The sequence below is a fragment of the Acinetobacter proteolyticus genome (genome assembly GCF_000367945.1).
Lineage (GTDB): Bacteria > Pseudomonadota > Gammaproteobacteria > Pseudomonadales > Moraxellaceae > Acinetobacter > Acinetobacter proteolyticus.
This window is the reverse complement of sequence record NZ_KB849177.1, coordinates 4,531-27,465: the sequence shown is the minus strand read 5'-3', so window position 1 is coordinate 27,465 and position 22,935 is coordinate 4,531. Positions and strand designations below refer to the sequence as shown.

The 22,935-nt window shown below is 41.1% G+C and carries 18 protein-coding genes and 1 pseudogene; 9 read left to right on the top strand and 10 right to left on the bottom strand.

Going from position 1 to position 22,935, the window contains the following annotated elements:
- Positions 1-50: 50 nt before the first annotated feature.
- From F993_RS19405 to rlmE, 4 genes are all read right to left on the bottom strand, one after another.
- The gene (locus tag F993_RS19405; protein ID WP_004651938.1) at positions 51-809 is read right to left on the bottom strand and encodes an SIMPL domain-containing protein; all 759 of its coding nucleotides are present in this window, start codon (positions 807-809) and stop codon (positions 51-53) included.
- 94 nt (positions 810-903) lie between these two features.
- Positions 904-1,755: a dihydropteroate synthase gene (folP, locus tag F993_RS19410; protein ID WP_004651937.1), complete on the bottom strand. Its 852-nt coding sequence runs from the start codon at positions 1,753-1,755 to the stop codon at positions 904-906.
- Between the two features lie 134 nt (positions 1,756-1,889).
- The gene (ftsH, locus tag F993_RS19415) at positions 1,890-3,785 is read right to left on the bottom strand and encodes an ATP-dependent zinc metalloprotease FtsH (RefSeq protein ID WP_004651936.1); all 1,896 of its coding nucleotides are present in this window, start codon (positions 3,783-3,785) and stop codon (positions 1,890-1,892) included.
- 136 nt (positions 3,786-3,921) lie between these two features.
- A complete protein-coding gene (gene rlmE, locus F993_RS19420) occupies positions 3,922-4,572 on the bottom strand; it encodes a 23S rRNA (uridine(2552)-2'-O)-methyltransferase RlmE (RefSeq protein ID WP_004651935.1) in 651 nt (216 codons plus the stop codon).
- Between the two features lie 228 nt (positions 4,573-4,800).
- Here rlmE and yhbY point away from each other — a divergent pair, with 228 nt between their 5' ends.
- Positions 4,801-5,127, top strand: coding sequence for a ribosome assembly RNA-binding protein YhbY (yhbY, locus tag F993_RS19425; RefSeq protein WP_004651934.1), 327 nt, complete (start codon positions 4,801-4,803; stop codon positions 5,125-5,127).
- Between the two features lie 5 nt (positions 5,128-5,132).
- Positions 5,133-5,669 carry a DOMON-like domain-containing protein gene (locus F993_RS19430; protein WP_004651933.1) on the top strand — a complete coding sequence of 179 codons (537 nt, stop codon included), beginning with the start codon at positions 5,133-5,135 and terminating at the stop codon, positions 5,667-5,669.
- A gap of 47 nt (positions 5,670-5,716) precedes the next feature.
- On the opposite strand, the gene F993_RS19435 is transcribed toward F993_RS19430, so the two are convergent.
- The gene (locus F993_RS19435; RefSeq protein ID WP_004651932.1) at positions 5,717-6,298 is read right to left on the bottom strand and encodes a hypothetical protein; all 582 of its coding nucleotides are present in this window, start codon (positions 6,296-6,298) and stop codon (positions 5,717-5,719) included.
- A 360-nt stretch (positions 6,299-6,658) separates the two neighbouring features.
- Here F993_RS19435 and carA point away from each other — a divergent pair, with 360 nt between their 5' ends.
- The 6 genes and pseudogenes from carA to F993_RS19460 all read left to right on the top strand — a co-directional run bounded on the left by carA (position 6,659) and on the right by F993_RS19460 (position 13,283).
- Complete coding sequence (carA, locus tag F993_RS19440; protein ID WP_004651931.1) at positions 6,659-7,798, top strand: glutamine-hydrolyzing carbamoyl-phosphate synthase small subunit; 1,140 nt, start codon at positions 6,659-6,661, stop codon at positions 7,796-7,798.
- A 14-nt stretch (positions 7,799-7,812) separates the two neighbouring features.
- Positions 7,813-11,046 carry a carbamoyl-phosphate synthase large subunit gene (gene carB / locus F993_RS19445; protein WP_004651929.1) on the top strand — a complete coding sequence of 1,078 codons (3,234 nt, stop codon included), beginning with the start codon at positions 7,813-7,815 and terminating at the stop codon, positions 11,044-11,046.
- 92 nt (positions 11,047-11,138) lie between these two features.
- Positions 11,139-11,615, top strand: coding sequence for a transcription elongation factor GreA (gene greA / locus F993_RS19450; RefSeq protein WP_004651928.1), 477 nt, complete (start codon positions 11,139-11,141; stop codon positions 11,613-11,615).
- Positions 11,616-11,715: 100 nt separating this feature from the next.
- Positions 11,716-11,930, top strand: a pseudogene (locus tag F993_RS20845) (hypothetical protein).
- A gap of 60 nt (positions 11,931-11,990) precedes the next feature.
- Complete coding sequence (locus tag F993_RS19455) at positions 11,991-12,611, top strand: CatB-related O-acetyltransferase (RefSeq protein ID WP_004651927.1); 621 nt, start codon at positions 11,991-11,993, stop codon at positions 12,609-12,611.
- Positions 12,612-12,845: 234 nt separating this feature from the next.
- Positions 12,846-13,283, top strand: a complete 438-nt coding sequence (locus F993_RS19460; RefSeq protein ID WP_004651926.1) for a universal stress protein — start codon at positions 12,846-12,848, stop codon at positions 13,281-13,283.
- Positions 13,284-13,292: 9 nt separating this feature from the next.
- Here F993_RS19460 and F993_RS19465 read toward each other — a convergent pair whose 3' ends face one another.
- Positions 13,293-14,048 (bottom strand): barstar family protein, encoded by a 756-nt coding sequence (locus F993_RS19465; protein WP_004651925.1) that lies wholly within the window; start codon positions 14,046-14,048, stop codon positions 13,293-13,295.
- A gap of 35 nt (positions 14,049-14,083) precedes the next feature.
- Positions 14,084-14,404: an MGMT family protein gene (locus F993_RS19470; RefSeq protein ID WP_004651924.1), complete on the bottom strand. Its 321-nt coding sequence runs from the start codon at positions 14,402-14,404 to the stop codon at positions 14,084-14,086.
- A 90-nt stretch (positions 14,405-14,494) separates the two neighbouring features.
- Between F993_RS19470 and F993_RS19475 the strand changes: the two genes are divergently transcribed.
- Entirely contained in the window at positions 14,495-15,220 is a 726-nt protein-coding gene (locus F993_RS19475) for a zinc metalloprotease (RefSeq protein ID WP_004651922.1), read from the top strand.
- Here F993_RS19475 and F993_RS19480 read toward each other — a convergent pair.
- The 3 genes from F993_RS19480 to F993_RS19490 form a co-directional block, all read right to left on the bottom strand.
- Positions 15,217-16,941, bottom strand: a complete 1,725-nt coding sequence (locus tag F993_RS19480; protein ID WP_004651921.1) for a CapA family protein — start codon at positions 16,939-16,941, stop codon at positions 15,217-15,219. The two genes, F993_RS19475 and F993_RS19480, sit on opposite strands and share 4 nt — an antisense overlap.
- An 11-nt stretch (positions 16,942-16,952) precedes the next feature.
- Positions 16,953-18,626, bottom strand: coding sequence for a hypothetical protein (locus F993_RS19485; protein WP_004651920.1), 1,674 nt, complete (start codon positions 18,624-18,626; stop codon positions 16,953-16,955).
- A gap of 117 nt (positions 18,627-18,743) precedes the next feature.
- Positions 18,744-22,935 (bottom strand): beta strand repeat-containing protein (locus tag F993_RS19490; RefSeq protein WP_004651919.1); only part of this gene is annotated, 4,192 nt, incomplete at its 5' end.

Here is a 22,935-nt window from a genome sequence, read left to right as displayed (position 1 = left end):
CTTTACTTCAATCAATTTAGAGCCTGTGCACTCGACTCAAGACTGAAAAGTTATTCAATCGCATAATTGATGGTGACCACCACACGGGCAATTTTATTGATGGTGCCTTTGTCATAAGCCCCCCCATAATCACTATCATCATCCGAACCACTTTCAGGCAGAATATAAAATGCGCCCTGACTGGCTGAACGCATCATCCCGACCTTTACCCCACCGACTTTGGCAAATTCATTGGCTCGGCTATAGGCATTTTTGGTGGCATTGGCAATCAAGGACATTTTGATTTCTTCTAAATTAGACACCAGATATTCAGGTTTTTGTTCAATCGCGATGCCTTTTTCATCTAGTAGATAGGCATCTTTTGCCGCTTGTTCAATTTTTTTGATATCTCGGCTGCTGATCACCAAAGACTGCAAGGCGATATAGCCTTTAAACTCACGCTTGATGCGTCCCTCGCCTGTATCAACTTCCTCATAATAAGATTGAGAACGCTTATTCCCGAGTTGCATATCCGCGGCCTTAAAGCCATGTTCAACAAAAAAAGCCTGTAATGCTTTCATTTGTTGATCGAGTAATTGATAAGCTTCTGGGATCGTGTCTGAAGTGTGGTTGGTTTGTAAGTTGATTTCCCAACGTGCTGAATCTGCTTGAATTGGTTTCTCAGCTAATCCTTTGACTGTAATTGAATTTTTGGTGCTATTAAACTGTTTGAGCGCATAACCCATCACCGCAGCAGAAACTATAAAACCGAGACTCAGAATCAGGGCAAACACCCATAAACTTTTATATGTAATTGTTTTATTTTCCATTTTTTAATATCACTCATCTTCATTATACATTTGTTATATTTAATCTGATTCAGCAAGTCAATAGAGCCCTTGAGCCCTATTGACGGATACAAGCTTAATAAGCTTGCATCCTATTCCAGACTTTAATCGCATCACTGGTGGCTTTAACATCATGCGCCCGTACAATACTGGCCCCTTGCTGAATACTCAACAAATGTCCCATTACACTCCCCACAGCACGTTCCTGTGCAGGCGCGCCATCTAAGGCTTCACCAATAAAACGTTTCCGTGATAGACCCGATAAGATCGGATAGCCCATTCGATTGAGTTTCCAGAACTCATTCAGCAATTGAAAGTTTTGCTGTGCATTTTTAGCAAAACCAAAGCCAGGGTCAACGATGATATTTTCTTTTCTTATTCCGACTACAATCGCTTGATCTAAGCGTTGTTGTAACTCCTGAATGACCTCTTCAGTCACATCCTGATATTGATCCAACTGATTCATATTGGTGGGTTCACCACGCATATGCATTAAGACTACAGGGATATTTAATTCTGCAGCCGTTTCTAATGCCTGAGGCCGAGTCAATGCACGGACATCATTCCAGATATGCGCTCCTGCCTGAACAGCTGCACGCATCACTTCTGGCTGGCTGGTATCAATCGAGATGATCACATCGTATCTAGACAATGCTTCAACCACAGGAATCACACGACGAATTTCTTCTTCCAATGCAACTGCTGAAGCATTTGGACGAGTCGACTCACCACCGATATCAATAATGCTGGCACCATCTTGCATCATCTGCAACGCATGTTGAATGGCTTGGTCTTTTTGATGATGTTGCCCACCATCACTAAATGAATCTGGCGTGACGTTTAAAATTCCCATCACTTGGGGTTGGGAGAGGTCTAATTTAAAACGGCCACACGGTAACTGACATTGTGCTAAGGGCATCAATTGCATCAAAATGCTCCATATTGGAATGTGCTTATTTTAACAAGACAGAGATTGCGGCATAGCTGATTTATTTTCAGTTTAGGCCAAAATCGAGACAAAAAAAGAGCGACCGAAGTCGCTCTTTTTATTTTATCTTTAAGTTAGCCCATTGCTGGTAATGGTGGTGGCGTTGATGGACCATCTTTCGGCGGTTCAAATGCAGCCACTGGATTATCAGCAACATAAACTTTAGGTGGTTGCGGTTCACGCCCTTCCATAATGTCACGGATTTGGTCACGATCGATTGTTTCCCAATCCATCAATGCTTTCACCATAGCATGTGCGATATCTTTGTTATTTTCCAAGATATCACGTGCAACTTTGTACTGTTCATCTAAGATACGACGAACTTCTTCATCTACCTTTTGCTGAGTCGCTTCAGAAATGGTACGGCTACCGACATTACCGAAGAAACCATTTTGGTTTTCATCTTCATACACCATCACACCAAGCTTATCTGACATACCATACTTGGTCACCATTGCACGCGCCATTTTAGTTGCACGTTCAAAGTCGTTAGATGCACCTGTCGACATTTGGTTGATGAATACTTCTTCTGCAATACGACCACCAAACAAGATTGAAAGTTCATTCAACATCTTATCTTTATAATGGCTGGTCTGGTCTTGCTCAGGCAATTGCCAAGTCACACCTAATGCCCAACCACGTGGCATGATCGTTACTTTATGCACAGGGTCTGTACCCGGCAAAATTTCAGCAACAATCGCATGTCCCGCTTCATGGTAAGCCGTTGCACGACGTTCTTCTTCACGAATCACCATCGATTTACGTTCAGGGCCCATGTAAATCTTGTCTTTCGCATCTTCAAAGTCATGCATATCCACCGTGTTTTTATTACGGCGAGCAGCAAACAATGCAGCCTCGTTGACCAAGTTTGCCAATTGCGCACCAGAGAAACCCGGTGTACCACGTGCAAGTACTTTAAGATCCACACCGGTCACTGAAGGTAATTTCTTCAAGTGAACATTCAAGATTTGCTCACGACCACGGATGTCAGGTAAACCCACCATCACTTGACGGTCAAAACGACCTGGACGAAGCAAGGCTTTATCCAATACATCTACACGGTTGGTTGCAGCAATCACGATCACGCCTTCATTGCCTTCAAAACCGTCCATTTCAACAAGCATTTGGTTCAAGGTTTGTTCACGCTCATCATGACCACCCCCTGTACCAGAACCACGATGACGACCGACTGCATCAATCTCATCAATAAAGATGATACATGGCGCATGACGTTTTGCTTGTTCAAACATGTCACGGACACGTGAAGCACCGACACCGACAAACATTTCAACGAAGTCAGAACCCGAGATGCTAAAGAATGGAACTTTAGCTTCGCCCGCGATTGCTTTCGCCAATAATGTTTTACCTGTACCTGGAGGACCAACCATCAATACACCACGAGGAATGGTTGCACCTAAGCGTTTGAATTTGGCTGGGTCTTTTAAGAAATCAACGATTTCAACCACTTCTTGTTTTGCTTCGTCACAACCCGCGACGTCACTAAATGTTAACTTGATTTGATCTTCAGATAACATTTTTGCTTTTGACTTACCAAAACTCATAGGACCGTTTTTGCCACCAGCACCACCGCCCATATTACGCATGAAGAACATGAATAATAAGATGATGAGCAATACTGGGAAACTCGCAATGAGAAGTTGCATCAAAATGCCTTGACGTTGTGGCGCTGTGCCCTCAACCACTACATTTTGTTTATTTAAGCTTGGTAGCAACTCAGTGTCTTCGACTTGTGGACGAACCGTCTCAAATGAAGAACCATTGGTTTTTTCACCATTAATATTTAAACCGTCAATTGTGACTTGTTTAATTTGCCCAGCATTCACCGCTGCAACGAAATCAGAATATTTCATCGCTGCAGGCTTATTGCGGTCACTGACGTTGCTAAAAATCAAAATCAGAACACCGAGTATGATGAGCCACAATACGGCATTCTTGAAGTAATCGCTCAAGGCTTTATTCCCATATCAATCTAATTTGATCATACCTAATCTTGGCTGACCTTCACAAAAACAGCAATGAATTTGCGTTGCAAAAAACTTAAAAGGTACAAAATGCACAATTTTTAACAACTTGGCAAGTACACTTTTATTGCAATGCCTTTTTACGACCTTGGCCAATCAAAAAAACTTCTTTCGATCGAGCACGTGAAGCCGCAGGTTTGGCTGTTTTTAATACATCAAAACCATCGACCACTTGTTTTCTGAACTCATCAAATCCTGAACCTTGGAACACTTTAACAAGAAACTGTCCATTTGGTCCGAGTACTTTCTGAGCAAAATCCAAAGCCAATTCACATAAGTAAATTTGACGCGGTTGATCAACAGCCCTATTACCTGATGTATTGGGGGCCATATCTGAAATTACAACGTCTACTTGACGTCCATTTAAAATATTTAACAATTTTTCGAAAACTTCTTCCTCGCGGAAGTCACCTTGCAAGAAGGTCACATCTGGAAGAGCATCCATTGCCAGAATATCTGAAGCAATGACTAAACCATTTGAGCCGACCAATTTACCTGCAATTTGAGACCAACTGCCTGGGGCTGCACCCAAGTCGACAACCGTCATCCCCGGCTTGATCATTTTATATTTTTCTTGGATTTCAAGTAACTTATATGCCGCGCGTGCGCGATAACCTTCCTTTTGTGCTTTCTTTACAAAAGGGTCATCTAAGTGCTCTCGCATCCACACACGACTGCTTTTAGACAATTTTTGATTGGTAATGCGTGTCGCCATAACTCACTAAATTTCAAAAAACTTCTGATGGGTCATTGTACGTGAAAATTACTCTCATTACAGTACGGATGTACTTCATTCACACGAACTTTTACAGATTTTTTTCGATCATCACTATTGGTTATTTCGGCAATTTTCACAGATTTGTTTCAAGTGGCTGTCTGCTGAATCTATCTTAGAAACGGGATGCAAGTTATACTAGGTCGTTTTCCCAATCAGGTATTTTTAATGGCGGCTTTATCTATCCATGAACGTAAACGTTTACGTCAAATTGGTCATGCACTTAATCCAGTGGTAATGGTTGGTGGCCAAGGTCTTACAGAAAACGTCATTGAAGAAACAAATCGTGCGCTAAATGATCACGAATTGATTAAAGTGAAAATTGCGGGTGAAGATCGTGATGCGCGTGCTGCAGTGATTGATGCCATTGTTGAAGCAACAGGTGCGGAATCTGTACAGAAAATTGGTAAAATTGTTTTGCTTTATAAAAAAGCAGCAAAGCAAAACCAACACCTGTCTAACTTGGTTCGTTTTGCTCATTTAAATAATAAGTAATTACGATGGCAAGTTATGAACTGTCTGCTTTTGATCGCTTTAGCGCCATTACGGTGGTTGGCGCGATTGAGCAACAAACACCAGCAACACTGAATGTTGGTTTTTGGGTTCGTGACCCAAATCAATTTTTGATTTACCCAGATCAAGTTGCAGCGAATCCACGCCATGACTTTTTGTGGGAACACACTTGCTATGAGATTTTTGTGGGTGTGAAAGATCAGGATTTCTATCGTGAAATCAATCTTTCCCCTTCTCAAGCTTGGCAAGCCTATCAATTTGAAGAATACCGCTTCCCAGAAGATATGCCACCCGTTGCCGCATATGATATTGAACTGAATCATTTACAGCGTACTCATTACGGTTTGAATGTCAGTTTAGATCTGTCGCAATTTATGCGCGAGCATCAACTCAAATGGGCGGATCTGTATATCGGTTTAACGGCCGTGTTAAATACCACCCAAGGTATGCATTATTTTGCAATGCAACACAGTAGCCCTCAAGCCGACTTCCATAACAAGCGCGATTGGTTACATCAATTTTAAATAAAAAAAGCGTGAAAAATTCTCGCTTTTTTTTTCGCTATGCCAAATTAGCTGGCACGTACTTTGTTCCAAGCTTCAACTGCTTGTTCTTTGGTACGTTTAAAGCTACCCACTAAAGTATCTTTATGCTTCACTGAAATCTGGCTAATGTCATCTTTCAATTCTTTGCTGACTTTAGTCAAGTCTTCAATCAATGCATTTAATTCTGTTTTCAATGCATTTTTCAATTCAAGCAAGTTACCTTGAGATGAATTAAGTTGAGTTTTAATTACTTCAATACGCTCTAACAGATCTTGCTTGATTTGAGTGAGCTGATTTTGAATGTTTTGGTTCAACTCTTTCGCTTCAGTCTCAATTTTCTCTTGAGTTTCAGCAAGTGCTTCTTTAACTTGCCCTTGAGTTTCAGCAATTACTTCTTTTGCTTGTTCTTGAGTCTCAGCAATCACTTCTTTTGCTTTTGCTGTTTTTTCTGCGACCACTTCTTTCGCTTTTGCTGTTTTCTCAGCAACGGCTTCTTTGACTTCAGCAGTCTTTTCAGCAACAGTGTCTTTTGCTTTTGCAGCTTTTTCCACTACAGCATCTTTCACTTCTTCAGCAGTTGCAGTAGGTGTTGTTTGATTCGCAGCCATGTTGATTACCCTCTTTATTGATTGTTGATTTTTTGGCTAGATATAAGATAAAACCACGGCCCCTCAAACTCAAAAAAAATTGTCTGACAATTTGCATAATATCTCAGAATATCGATAGAAGGATGATTGATATTGCAATAGACATACCCCTACTGATGCTTATAAAAGAAATTGCTGAATTGTGACTTTAATAAATAAAACACATAGACTTTTCACGCACTCATGCGTATAATGCGCTGTTAAGTTACAAGCGAGCAGACTGGAAGGAGGGGCATGTTTTTTTAAGACGGCCTGCCTTTTTTTATGTCTACTCGCTTTTTTACAGCCCTATTTTTGTGGTCTTAGTTCAGGAGCTTTGGTTTGAGCACCCCCGCCATTTTAGCCCTCGCAGATGGAACGATCTTTAAAGGAACGTCTATCGGTGCATCGGGTAGTACGACTGGTGAAGTCGTTTTTAATACAGCCATGACTGGTTATCAAGAAATTTTGACTGACCCAAGTTACGCGCAACAAATTGTGACGTTGACTTATCCTCATATTGGAAATACTGGCTGTAATAGTGAAGACGTTGAATCAGGTCGCATCCATAAAGTATGGGCGAATGGTCTGATTATTCGTGATCTTCCTTTATTACACAGCAACTTCCGCGCTGAACAATCACTCAGTGAATACTTGGAACAACATAATGTTGTGGCAATTGCTGATATTGATACACGTAAATTGACACGTATTTTGCGTGACAAAGGTGCACAAAATGGTTGCATCCTTGCTGGCGAAAATATTACAGAAGAAGAAGCAATTGCCAAGGCACGTGCATTCGGCGGTTTGAACGGTTTAGATCTTGCAAAAGAGTGCTGTGATCCTGAAGGTTTCGAATGGACCGAAGGTTCTTGGACCTTGGGTCAAGGCTTTACTCAACCAGAATTTAAGTTTCATGTTGTTGCATACGATTATGGTGTCAAAACCAACATCTTACGTATGCTCGCAGACCGTGGTTGTAAATTAACAGTTGTTCCTGCGCAAACCCCTGCTGAAAAAGTGCTCGCATTGAATCCAGATGGCGTGTTCTTGTCAAATGGTCCTGGTGACCCAGCAGCATGTGACTATGCGATTGAAGCAGTGAAAACCATTGTTGAAACCACAACATTACCTGTATTCGGTATTTGTTTAGGTCATCAAATTTTAGCGCTTGCTTCGGGTGCGAAGACCATGAAAATGAATCACGGTCACCACGGCGCCAACCATCCTGTACAAAACCTTGAGAATGGTACAGTGATGATTACTTCTCAAAACCACGGCTTTGCTGTCGATGAAACTACCTTACCTGCAAACTTAAAAGTGACACATCGTTCACTGTTTGACGGTACAAACCAAGGTATCCATCGTACTGACAAACCAGCATTCAGCTTCCAAGGTCACCCTGAAGCTAGCCCGGGTCCACATGACTGTGCTCCATTGTTCGATCATTTCATCGAACTTATTGAAGCCGCTAAGAAGTAATTAAGGAGCGAATAATGCCTAAACGTACGGATATTAAAAGCATCTTAATTATTGGTGCTGGTCCTATTGTCATTGGTCAGGCCTGTGAGTTTGACTATTCAGGTGCGCAAGCATGTAAAGCGCTTCGTGAAGAAGGTTACCGCGTTATTTTGGTGAACTCTAACCCAGCGACCATCATGACCGACCCTGCAATGGCGGATGCAACCTATATCGAGCCAATCACTTGGCAGACAGTTGCACAAATCATTGAAAAAGAGCGTCCAGATGCAGTCCTCCCAACCATGGGTGGTCAAACAGCATTGAACTGTGCCCTCGCCCTAGACGAGCACGGCATTCTTGAAAAATATAATGTAGAACTGATTGGCGCATCAAAAGAAGCGATTGAAAAAGCAGAAGACCGTAAACTGTTTGATATCGCAATGCGTAAAATTGGTTTGGAATGTCCAAAAGCAGCCATTGCAGAAACAATGGAAGAAGCGTTGGCAATTCAAGCAGGTTTTGGCTTCCCAGTGATCATTCGTCCATCATTCACGATGGGTGGTTCTGGTGGCGGTATCGCTTATAACCGTGAAGAATTCCTTGAAATCTGTGAACGTGGTTTCGACCTTTCTCCAACGCATCAGTTATTGATTGATGAATCTTTGATTGGTTGGAAAGAATACGAGATGGAAGTTGTTCGTGACAAAAACGACAACTGTATCATCGTCTGTGCGATCGAAAACTTCGACCCAATGGGCGTTCACACAGGTGACTCGATTACCGTTGCACCTGCTCAAACATTGACAGACAAAGAATACCAATTAATGCGTAATGCATCGGTTGCCGTTCTTCGTGAAATCGGTGTAGAGACTGGTGGTTCGAACGTTCAATTCGGTATTAACCCGAAAGACGGTCGTATGGTTGTGATCGAGATGAACCCACGTGTATCACGTTCATCTGCACTTGCATCTAAAGCAACAGGTTTCCCAATTGCGAAAATCGCAGCGAAACTTGCGGTGGGCTATACCCTTGATGAATTGAAAAATGACATCACTGGCGGCGTAACTCCAGCATCTTTCGAACCGTCGATTGACTATGTTGTGACCAAGATTCCTCGCTTTAACTTCGAAAAATTCCCACAAGCTGAGCCAGTATTAACAACTCAGATGAAATCTGTGGGCGAAGTGATGGCAATTGGTCGTAACTTCCAAGAATCAGTACAAAAAGCACTTCGTGGTCTTGAAGTAGGTGTCAGTGGCTTTGACGAGAAAGTTGAAGCAGGTACAGCCAATGCCAAAGACATCATCTTAAAAGAGCTTAAAGTACCTGGTCCAGAGCGTATCTGGTATGTTGCTGATGCATTCCGTCATGGTTTCTCATTAGACGACGTATTCGAAGCAACCAAGATCGACCGTTGGTTCTTGATTCAAATCGAAGACATCATTAAAACTGAAGCTCAAGTGAAAGCATTAGGTTTTGGTGACTTAAACGCTGACAATATCCGTTCATTCAAGCGCAAAGGTTTATCTGACCTGCGTATTGCTGACTTGATGGGTATTTCACAAAAGCAATTCCGTAAACAACGTTGGAACTTGGGTGTATATCCAGTTTACAAACGTGTTGATACCTGTGCAGCCGAGTTTGAATCGGGTACTGCCTACATGTATTCAACTTACGATGAAGAATGTGAAGCAAATCCATCAAACCGTGACAAGATCATGGTGATTGGTGGTGGTCCTAACCGTATTGGTCAAGGGATCGAGTTTGACTACTGCTGTGTACACGCTGCGCTTGCAATGCGTGAAGACGGTTATGAAACCATCATGGTGAACTGTAACCCTGAAACGGTTTCAACCGACTATGACACATCTGACCGTTTATACTTCGAACCAGTAACACTTGAAGATGTACTTGAAATCGTACGTACCGAGAAGCCTAAAGGCGTGATCGTACAGTACGGTGGTCAAACACCTTTGAAATTGGCACGTGCTTTGGAAGAAGCAGGTACACCAATTATTGGTACATCTCCTGATGCGATTGATCGTGCAGAAGACCGTGAACGTTTCCAACAAATGATTCAACGTCTACAGCTTCGTCAACCAAACAACAGCATCGTAAAATCTGCTGAAGAAGGTATTTCAGAAGCAGCGAAAGTGGGTTATCCACTGGTTGTTCGTCCATCTTATGTATTGGGTGGTCGTGCAATGGAAATCGTCTATAACGAAGAAGAACTTAAACGTTACCTTCGTGAAGCAGTACAAGCGTCAAATGAAGCCCCTGTCCTGCTTGACCGTTTCCTTGACGATGCAACAGAAGTTGACGTGGACTGCGTATCTGACGGTAAAGACGTTGTGATTGGCGGGATCATGCAGCATATTGAACAAGCTGGTATTCACTCAGGTGACTCAGCATGTTCGATTCCTCCGTACTCACTTTCACAAGAAGTACAGGATGAAATGCGTCGTCAAACGGTTGCAATGGCAAAAGAACTTGGCGTAATCGGTTTGATGAACGTTCAGTTTGCGGTCAAAGGCGACGACATTTATGTACTTGAAGTGAACCCACGTGCATCACGTACCGTTCCTTTCGTTTCTAAATGTATTGGTGACTCTTTAGCAAAAGTTGCGGCACGTTGTATGGCGGGTCAATCGTTGGAATCACAAGGTTTCACTCAAGAAATCATTCCAACACATTTTGCGGTTAAAGAAGCAGTATTCCCATTCGCTAAATTCCCTGGCGTAGACCCAATGCTTGGGCCTGAGATGAAATCTACAGGTGAAGTCATGGGCGTTGGTAAAACATTTGGTGAAGCATTCTATAAAGCAGTGCTTGGTTCAAATGAACGTTTACCTGGCTTACCAACCGAAGGTGAAGTAAAGCATGCGTTCTTATCGGTTCGTGAATCAGACAAAAAATACATTGCCAACATCGCGAAACAGTTGATCGAATATGGCTTTAAGCTTGTTGCAACCAATGGTACACATCGTGTCCTAAAAGAAGCAGGCATTGAGTGCGAAGCAGTCAATAAAGTGACCGAAGGTCGCCCACATATTGTTGACCGCTTGAAAAATGGTGAAATTCATCTTATTGTCAACACAACTGAAGGCAAACAAGCTCAGTATGACTCTGCCATGATTCGTCGTGCTGCCCTCCAAGGCAAAGTGTATTACACCACGACAATTAACGGTGCTGAAGCAGTTTGCCAAGCATTTGCTGTGAAATTGCCAATGGATGTATACCGCTTGCAAGATTTACAAACTGTAGGTTAATTCTCTACCGATAAAGTCCCGTCACCTTATCGGTGGCGGGCTTTTTCTTTTTTTAATCCTGTATTTTCCCAACCAATTTAGAGGGGACCAGAATGCAACGTTATCCTATGACTCCCGAAGGCAAGGTTGCCTTAGAGAAAGAATTACAACAGCTCAAGACAGTGGATCGCCCACGTATTATCCAAGCGATTGCTGAAGCTCGTGAACACGGTGATTTAAAGGAAAATGCTGAATATCATGCTGCGCGTGAACAGCAAGGTTTCTGCGAAGGTCGCATTCAGGATATCGAAGGTAAACTGGGCGCAGTACAAGAAATTGATGTCAAAACACTTGAGCAAAATGGCCGTGTTGTCTTTGGCGTAACTGTAACGATTGAAAATCTTGATACCGAAGAACGTAAGACTTATAAAATCGTCGGTGATGATGAAGCAGATTTTAAAATCAATAAAATCTCAGTGAACTCACCGATTGCACGTGGTCTTTTAGGTAAAAACGAAGGCGACGAAGCAAAAATTCAAACACCGCAAGGTGAAGTTGAATACGAAATTGTGAGTGTGGAATATATCTAATTTATCCACCTGATTAAGCGATTAAAGAACTCTTCATCATTTGAAGAGTTCTTTTGTTTCAGACATTCTATTTCTAAATCCAATAAAAATGAAACATAGAATGCAAGATCGACTCATAAGTGCATTGATCTATGCGATTGCAGGAATTATTCTGGGTATTGGGATTGCCATCACATGGGGTTTCATGTGAATTCTACGACCAGTTCTGCGCTCATTATGTTTAATACAGCTCTGCTTTGTGCAGTTCTAGGCTTTGTATTTCCCAATCAAATTCAACGTTTGTTTACTTGGCTTTGGAAATTTTTCTCCAACTAGCACTCTCTCCTGATATAAGAGCTATAATGCCACGGCTTTCTTTTAATATTTTGTCTAGATATGGATCCATTAATCAACTCCCCTGTTAAACATTGGTGTGAGTTCGAATTTATTGCTAAAACGGTAAACAATCCGAATATCCATATCAAAGGCAATTATTCTTATTATTCAGCTTATTGGGATCAGGGCTTTGAACGCTGTGTGGTACGTTATCTACACGACAAAGCCTCAACCTCTGAAAAGCCAATCGATCAGCTGCATATCGGTAACTTTGTCTGCTTTGGCGCGGAATGCGTGATTATGATGGGTGGCAACCAATTGCACCGCTCAGACTGGATCTCAACCTTCCCTTTTGATACACGTAGCTTTCAACCTGCGGGTGATACAATCATTGCCGATGGTTGCTGGATTGGTAGCCGTGCCATGATCATGCAAGGTGTGAAACTGGGTGAAGGTGCTGTGGTGGCGACAGGTGCTGTCGTCACCCAAGATGTACCACCCTATGCGATTGTCGGTGGTGTCCCAGCCAAAGTCATTAAATATCGTTTTCCTGAACAAGACATTGAAAAACTGCTTGCTCTTAAACTTTATGATCTGGATGAAAAGCAGATTTTAAAAATGCGTGAACAATTGCAGACAGATGATGTGGATGCACTGATTCAATTCTTTGAGCGTAATTAAGACTGCTTTTATAGATAAATCATGATGATACGCGCCTTTTATTTTCATGGAAATTTCATCTATTCTTAAATACATCTAAGCTTAACCATAATCCTATAAATAATAACTATCCCTATAAAAATGCTAGGTTTTATTTTCATAACAACAGGTTTAATATAGAAATATAGTCTGTATTTTAAACAACTTTTTATTCTGAAATTAAATGCAAAATCATAAATATAAGGAGTATCCCTCATGGCTTATCAAAAAATCTTAGTGGCGATTGATGACTCTGAAATTGCACTAAATGTCATTCGAGAAGCAGCGCAACTGGCAAAAGCTTTAAACAGTGAACTGACGGTTGTCGAAGTAATGACCTTAGATCCCTATCTCGCCGATGCCTATGTTCGTATGGGACAAAGCAATGATTTGATAGAACGTGTCAGAGGCTATGTTCAAGAGAATCTAAGCAAAGCTGAGCAAAAGTTTGAAGAACACGGACTCACAGTTGCAACACAAATTTTGGAAGGCTTTTCTGTTCATCAAGAAATTATTGGCGCAGCGCAAAATCTAGGTGCAGACCTGATTATTATGGGTTCGCATGGGCGTACAGGTTTTAAACAATTTGTACTCGGTAGTGTGGCACAGAAAGTCTTAGCGGAAAGCCACATTCCAGTATTGATTGTGCGTTGATGGGTACAATCAATAAATTTTCAAATCGGCATTTTGAGATAATAGATCAATGAAGTACTGAATATCATCTTGGTTAAATTTTTGTTTTGAGTATTCAAAATTTTTCCATATGATGCGTAAAGGATACTGAGTTGGTCTAATCTCATCATCAGTCAAACAATCCCTTAATGCTGCAGAATTACACCCCATGTAACCTAACACACCACCAACCTCTTCCCCGATATGGCAATATAAATCTAATTCAGACTCTATATACGTCCCATCCAAAATAATTTCTTTAACAATATGATCATCCATTTGCGCTAATTGAGCCCTAAGATGAGCAATATCTAACCAGCATTTTTTCTCAAAATCACTTAGACTAAACCAATATTTTTGATCACACTCACCATTTAAATATTTATAAATCAGCTCTTTTCTCTTAAAGAACTCATTTAACTCCAATTCTGTGTTCTCCTCTCCATCAAAAGAATAAAAAATAATTAAATCATTATTTTGATATGCAAAATCAAAAGCAAAATATATTTGATTACTCATCTTTTCATGGAGGTTCTTTTGATGACAGCTTAAATAGAGTCCAAAGAGATAATCTTTTTTTGTTCTAGTGAATAATTTTAATGCTTCCATTTCAGTAATTATCTGCGGATTGAGACAATTATAAAAAATAATTTTTTCTTGATCATATTGATATTGATCTACATTTAAACCATAAAGTACGGTATCTAATTCATTTTCATCGTCATGTTTTACAAATTCAATTTTCATTTATGTTTCACTGATAAAATGAGCTAATTTAAAAGTTAAGGTTGCCAGCCAAAGATTTTTAAACTGACCTTACCATTTAATAAAAATACCCCTTCTGCTTCTAATAAACTTTGCTGAACATTTTCACCTTTCTCATTGATTCGGGTCACACTGATTTTTCCTTGTGAATTAATCACACGATACCAAGGAATCTCACTGTCTTTATCTAAATGCTTGAGTACATAACCCACTAAACGCGGATGTTTAGGTAAACCAGCCAACTTGGCAATTTGTCCATAACTTGCCACTTTTCCATAAGGAATCAAGGCAATCACTTCTAAAATTTGCCGATGTAGTTCATTGGTATCTTGCACCATACAAGCTCCAAAAATCTGCTAAGATAATCAAAATCATGCGAAAAGCTAGCTTTACAATAATTAAAACACGACCACTTGAGAGAACAAAAAATGCGGTTAAAAATCACTGCCCTGACGCTATTATGTCTGATCTTTAGTGCATCTTGTACCACTCAAAAAGCCCCGATAAAAAAATTACCCTATCAGTATCCGCTAGATGCCGACCATTTACCTGTGGTCAATGTCAGTTTTATTGTGACCAGCAATCGCCCAGAAGTAAAAGCTCTAGATCGTAAAGCACAAATGTACAAAGAATTGGCAATCTTGAACCAATACTTTGTCGATGAAAATAATCAAAAAATCTTTAAGTTTAAAATTCATCGTTACTATTCCTATCAAGATTTTAGTAAACGCAAATGTGATCTTGCCAATCAATTAAGCCAATCCAAAGCCATCGTTCCAGACAATTTACCTAGTGCGGTCAGAACCTGCTTCCCTCGCCGAAAGAGCAAGGAAGTGCTGTTTATTATTTATGATTCTTATGGTGAAAAATTAAAAGATGCCGATATCACCAGTTGGGGATTCCGCAATCAGGGACAACCATTTATTTTGATTGATTGGCAACGACTGAATTACCAAACTCAAGCTGCCAGTATCCATGAAATGGGACATGCTTTCGGTCTCAGTCATGTTTGCTCACCGAAAGCGACCAAGACCACACCAACCAATATTATGAGCAGTTATGATTGTCGCTTAGGCAGTGGTGGCTTACGTAATCTAGGATTTAACAAAGAACAACTGAACATCATGCTCAACAATTACAACCAATACCCTTAAAAGTTAAGCTGAAGATAATGACCTAAATCATCCTGCCCAACAATGTAATATGCTGGATCTACTTGATGGGTCAATAATGATTTTGCCTGTTCAAATTGCTTCTCATCAACAACATGAGGTTGCCAAAAGGTCTTCTGATTATGGGTATAAATTGGATACAGTTTTAATTGCGATAGGCTTAAATTGATGCGTACCACAGTCCCATAAGGCAAGGCCTGATATTTTTCAAAATGACCATTGCTATTAAATACCCCATTGCCAATGCCAAAAATAACGGGCTTTTGATGAATCGATTGAATCGGCTGAAGGGTATGAGCGCCATGACCAATCACCACATCTGCCCCAATCTGAGTCAGGACCTTAGCCAGTTTTTCTTGCTCAGGATGGATCAATTTAAAATCCACACCCCAATGACAAATCACCATAATTTTATGCATTGGATGTGCTAAACGGTATTGCATCAGCTGTTCGAATAAAATCGCATTGAGACAGGCCACCCCAGCACTGTTGCCTAGGGCATAAAAATCATACGCTTGATAGGCAGCTCTTCTATGCCAATAGCCATTAAAAATAGCCAAACATTGTCCCTGATTATTTTTAATTTCTAGACATTGATGTGCCTGTTGTTGATTCTCACCTGCCCCAATAAAATCAATATTGGTACGCTCTAACTGAGTTAAAGTATGTTTTAGACTGGCTTCACCATAGTCTTTTAAATGGTTATTGGCCAAACACAAGGTATTGAGATGAACACGTTTAAATTCCGCTAAGGTTTCCTGAGCTTTTGCCCCCAAAATATAGTCTTTTCTTCCCGCTAAAATTGAATTTTCTTCAAGATTAAAAACTGCTTCTAAATTGGCAATATTAATATCATCTGGGCCAAAAAAATGTTTGATCGCTTCAAAAGAATGACTATAACCATAACGTTGTAAAGCATCCTCTATGCCTTTGTTTTTTCTTTTTTCGGTATAAAACTCCCCAAAATAGGTATCGCCAAGAATATTGATCCATTCAGTTTTGGCTTGCAGCTGTTTAGTTGGCAATAGCCCTTGTTGAAAATAATGATAATACGGGGCTAAATGATCAATTCGATGTAGCTGATCTAAGAGCTGAAAAATACCTAAGCTCTGATTTTCATGACGATAAGAAAAAAAGCAGTCTCGACGTTGATCTGTCAAATAAATCACTGCATCCAGTTGTGTACAGCTTGATAATGAATGGATCGGAGCAATCTCCTGTCCATTAATATTCAGTGCTTTGACAAAAACCTGCTCCAGCAATTCAATCGGCAAATTAAAGATGGATTCCGCCAAACCATAGAGTTTTTGCAAGGTATTAGATTGATGCTGAATGTTCAATCCAAACTGCTCTGCCTTACTGGCGATTTCAATTTCTGCCTGTTGCCAATTTTCAAACAGAAGGCAACCAAGCAACTGTTGGGCAAACTGGTTTTGAGTAAAGCTGAGATATTGCAATAACTGTAAAACGGAATTGCTTGAATTCCAGATCAAATCAGGCTGATCACTTTGCTTCGCTTGGAAATTCGCATCAACAATCATTCCATCTTCAAGTTGCAACTGCCCATCAACAACTGCCTCTAAAGCTAAATATAATAGAATCCAAGCTGAACAATCCCCTGCAATGTCTGTCTGCCAAACAGGATATTGAAAGTCTTGATTGCCCATCTGGCTAATAATTTTGATTTCTTGAGGTGTACTCATCAATTTCACCCTCAAGCTTCCGTTTCAAAATGCTGAACATAAGCAACATAACCAGAAAGATTATGTTCTTGGTCATCAATCCGTACACGAAAACGATCATGCCGTACATAGAAGCTATTCAAGACTTTATCTGGCCGTGCCATATACATGGCGACTTCTGGATAGAAAAATCCTGTTCGTTGAAACTCAGCCCGAAACTCAATCAGCTTTTTTAGATCATCAAACTGTGTCTTTTCGAACAAATGTCCTAAACCCAGTGCTCGAATTCGGAGAACCATTTGATAAGCTGCCATCATCATTTCCAACAAAGTGGCATAGGCCGTTTTACGGTTACGGATAAATACCAGATGCCTTAAATAATTATTCAGTCCAAACTGGAAATATTTTTCTTCGGGGCAAATTTTTGTCAGTTCATTGCTGCAGTAACTCAGCCAGTGATCATGATAGCGATCATATTTTTGCGTCATAAATCGTTCAAACATCTGTTTGACGGTTTGCAGTAATTTTTCGTCTGCATGCAATTGATAGAGCCGTAATAATGCCAATGCGGCTTCGCCATCATAATAAATAATTCGGAACTTATCTTTTATCTCATAGCTTGGGTAATGCAATACATGCGTGGTTTCGCCCGCCGCATTGACCATGGATAAAATGCCATTGGCTAAGGCCTGCGCATAAACCAGATAGCGATCATCACCTGTGATTTCTTGGTATTTGCTCAACATTAAAATCGCTGCGGCATTGGCACCTAACTTGATTTCATCTAGACCTGTCGCTTCATTACCATCCAGCATATACGCCAATTTCGTCTGTTTCTCGATGTAAAAAAGCCGTAAGGCATAATCAATCGCCAACTGAATTTTTTCGATAAAAACGTGATGTGATTGAATTGCTAAAGTTTCGAGTAAGGCATACAGCGACGTACAATGCCGAACCGTGTTGTAACTCCGGATTTCACGATCATAGGCAGGGAAAAAACCATAAGCGAATCGCCCATCACTTCGGATTTGCTGATAGAGAAATTGCGCATTCCCTTCAATCATTTTTTTAAAATGCTGTTTTTTAGGTTCCAGTAGATAACGCACGCCATTTTCAGTGAACTGACTCTGTAAAGGAATCAACTGCCCTGCTTCATAAATCACAGCATAAGTATCAAAAGACCACAGCTGTTGAAGTTCTTTAATTTTGATGTTGTGTTGCTGATTCGGATATTTTCTTAAAAGGCTACTATTTAAGTTTTTCTCATCAAGAAAGTTAGGCGTGTTATAGCTCAGCGCACGAATAATGGCTTTGCCGTATAGCTCTTGCTCCAAAAAACAGTGCTTAAAATCAGCATCGAAACTGATCCCTTTACGGTAATGATTATTATGCAATTGGTTTTTTAAAATTTGTTCGATGTCAGACCATTTTTCTTGCTGGATATTAAAAGCGACATCAATTTTAATCAATGTTGCAAACGCTGGTTGCAGAGTAAATTGATGTGCGAGGAAATCAAAGAATTCCTGTTGACTGCTAGAAAAGTCTGAACAAGATGAGTTCCAAACTTGGCAACGTTGTGTGTGTTCTCCATAGGAACAAAAGATCACAGCATTAGACACATTAATGTGTTGCTGAACCTGCTTAAAAAAATGATCACTGAGATGTTGCTTGAATTGCTCGAGTGCTGAAATCGTTGTAATGGTCATATCTTCAATTTTTAGAATTTTTAAGTGTTTTACACACCATATCACATATTTTTATAATCTTTGCAAAATGAAAAAGAGAACCCGAAGGTTCTCTTTTTTTAAAGTGGAGGATTTGGATTAGTAAATGATTTGTCCATTATTCAACAAATCATTCAGTGTTAATGATGCTGTCGGTTCATCCACATGCAATGTCAACAACTGTGTACTTGAATAAGTGAGACCTAAACCATCACGATCTACACTAATCGTGGCACTTTGAGTTGCCGCATCATAGTTAACCGAAACATATAAACCTATGGTTAAGCTGTTTGGATCACCAAGTAACAAGTTACTTAGATCAATCTTATCAGCTTGACTATCAGTCGCCACATTACCCACATGGAAGTCAGTCCATGTATCGAAACCATTACCACCCGTTGCACTGTTAACGTTTGCAGCCGTCAAGGTGTTATAAATCAAGGTATCCGAGCCATTACCGAGCGTGAAGGTATCATTTGCAGAAGTGCTGACTGCAAGGCTATTCAACTCTTGACTTAAGTTAATGGTTAATGTGCTGGTAGACTCAGCACCAGTCACAGAGACCAGTTTGTAGTTAATTGAGTCAAAGGTTGCATTCGCGGCACTATCCAATGCTTTGTAGTAATACGAACCATCATTGTAAAGATACAACGTACCTTCACCTGTATTGATCGCTTGACCTGCTGCAATTTGGTAATTGCCCGGTGATACTTCCACATACAATTGCGAAGCATCTTTGATATCTGCCACGCCACCGGTTGTATCGCCTAACAAGATATTGCCGTGAACCCAATCTGTTAAGCTGTCTGGTGTATAACTATCCAAGTGGGTTGCTTTAGTTGTAACCACAGAATCAAGCGTAAGTGTTCCAAGGCTTGCTCCTGCTAAGCTAAACTCGACTCTATATGTGCCAGCTGATAAATGTGCGATATCTGCAGAGAATGCTGAAGCACCAATACCACCAACTAAAGCTGTTGCAGAGCCTGAATAAACTGTATTTACCCAGACTCCTCCCACGAACTGTTGAATTACATATCCAGTAGTTGGTAAGACTGATATACCTGCTGCCGTATAATTCAACGCAACATGTACATCACTCACCGAATTTGCAGCAATAACAAATTGGTTCGATGTGACCGTACTACTCAGTACAGGAAGTGGAGGGAAACCAGTTAAATTACCAATGGTCACATTACCACTTGGAACATCGACAGCCGCTGCATCAGTGACTGGCTTCATACTAATCGTTGCATCATTGGTATCGGCGTTCGCCACTGGTGCAGGGATAACAGCATCTGCGTCAGGATTCGCAACATTCCAATTAATATCCACATCTGGCGAACCAATTTGGATATGTAAGTTTGCTGTATCTGTTCTACCTGTGACTGGGTCCACCACGGTATAAGTAAAGCTATCTACTTTACCAATATTCAGAGTATCCGCGGTCGCTTGATAACTATAGCTACCATCTGAGTTAATGGTTAAGGTACCGTATGCACCGACAATAACAGTCGCTAAGCCTGTACTTACACCCGCTGTATTACCATTTTCAGCTGTCACCGAAGTCACAACCGTTGTGGTGGTAATATAGTCTGGGGTATAGCCAGGGCCATACACACCTGAATTATTATCTGCAAGCACATTACCTGTGATTGGATCTACCACCAATGTCGGTACTTGAGTAATGTCACCATGATTCAAGGTGATATCAGCAGTGACGTTACCAAGCGCTGTAAGAAGTGTATTACTCTCCATAAACAACTCATAAGTACCCGCACCCAGATTATCCACTTTGAATTTCACTTCAGAGCCAAAGATACCGAGTAAATCAAGGATGCCCGTATTAGAGCTATCCGCAATCACGGTACGCGTACCGTCTGGATTGACTCGCGTTAACACCACATGTAAACCATCGACAACCGTTGCAACTGAACCAAAGTTCACTGCAAAGATTGCTTCAGTGACATGCCCAGGAGTAACCGTGAAGGTTGCCGTACCCTCTTTGGTTCCGATCACAATACCGCCGACACCGAGTAACCAGTTGTAGCTGATTGCATTATCAAAGAACTGAGTAGTCGTTGGATAAACCAGATCAATCTCTGCTGAAGCAACATTATCCATTGCATCTACAGGCACTGGACCAGTAATCACAGCAGGTTGTGATGGGTCTGCTGGATTCCATGTCATATCGACACCGTTACTATCCAAGTGGACATATAGAACCGCTTGTGAGGTATTGCCAGTAACAGGATCACGTAAGGTATATGTAAACTCGTCAACCTGACCGAGATTTAAACCATTGGCATTTGGTGTGTAAGTGTAATTACCATCTTGATCAATCACCAAGTTACCGTATGTGCCCACAATAGTGGTTGTACCTGTTGCACTTACTGGATCACCATTCACCATTGAGATGACAGCATTGCTGCTAGCCGCATCAACTGCCCCATTAATACCCACATCTTTGATGACATTGCCAGAGATTGGTTCAACAGAATATCCAGCAATAACATATGGATTATAAACATCCATTGTACCTGTTAATGTTCCGCCCAAGCCTACACCCAACAAGCCTTCATAACCGATAAAGGCACGATATTGACCAGCTTCCAAACCTTCAATCACCGCAGTTGCCACCCCACCAATGAGGGATAAATCAACCAAGGTTGCTTGTGGATTAGTGCCACCAATAGAGACCCACTGTCCTGTTGTTGCATCATATTTTTGAACAACCAGCGAGTAATCACTCAAGAGGTTCGCAGTCAATAATCCGCTGAAAGTAAATGTTGCTGTACCTTCACGATCAGCATCAACATTGAATGCGACAGTGGCATCACCAAGCAATTGTAAGTTCAATCCAGCCAAAGAAACTGCAGCGACATAACTTGCACTACCAAGGGCTACATCATCAGCAACAAGCAAGGCTTCTGGATTAATTTCCGCAACAGCAAGGTTATCTGAAGCTTTCACAGAACTTAATTGGATGTTCAATGTCGCTTGAGCCGTATCACCTGTTACAGGATCTCTTAAGGTATATACAAACTGATCAGTTTGACCAATCCCTGTAGCATTTGAGTTCGGTGTATAGACATATGAGCCATCGAGATTGATAACCAGATCACCGAAGGCACCAATAATTACAGTACCATCTGCTAACACTGGCTGACCATTCACTGCATTAATCACAGTTGTTGGTGTGACCACATCAGCTTGACCACTATCATTGATGTCTACAATCACGTTACCAGTGGCAGTTTCTGTGTAGAATCCGCCAATTTGAGTGGTATCGTAGATATCCATTGTCGCAGTTAAAGTACCAAGTAAACCAATACCCGCAAGACCGGTATACGTCATAAACGCACGATATTGACCTTCTTTAAGACCATCTAGGGCCACACCTGGGGTCGAGCCTAGTAAAGTCAGTTTAATAATATCGGCTTGGCCACCACCATACACTGAAGTCCATTGACCAGTCACAGGATCCAATTTTTGAACCACAAGTGAGTAATCGGCCAATGCGTTCACACCGATGAGGGCGCTATAGGTAAATGTTGCATTACCTTCATTATTTGCTGCAACGCTAAAACCAATGGCTTCAGAACCTATCTGTAAATCAAGTCCTGCGAGTGAAACAAGCGCTAAGTATGTTTTACTACCAAGTAGTGCATCATCTGAAATCAGCAATGGCTGTGGAGCAAGAACTGCTGTATCAAAATTATCGAATGCAATGATTGAGCTAGCAAGCGTATAGGTTTGTGCGTCTTGAAGCGTACTACTATTACCTGCTGTATCGGTAAAGGTTGCTGTCGCCTCAATCGTTAAATCTGTATCGGCGGCAAGTTGACTACCTAGAACACCAATGCTCCAAGTACTAGTTAAAGGATCAACCACTGCTGTGTAATTGGTTCCATTTACATTCACTTGAACTGAAGTTATTACTGCATCAGCTGGAATCGTCAAGGTACCGGTCAATGTGACTGTACCTGATACTTCCGTTGCATCGAGAATATTGTCTCCAGTGATTGCATTAATTGCGATTGCAGCAGTTGTGATATCTGGAGGTGTGATATCAATGGTTACTGATGAATCAGCGCTGTCAATGTTACCTTGAGCATCCACCGCTTCTGCATGGATCGCTAATGAGCCATCCGCCAAGACTGCAATCGCTGCAGTAATAAAGCCATTCACCAAGTCGGCTGCAGTTACTGTGTAGTTGCTACCATTTACGGTTACCACTGTTCCCACTGCTGCATCTGGACCTAAGGCCACGCGAGCATCAAAGCTACCATCC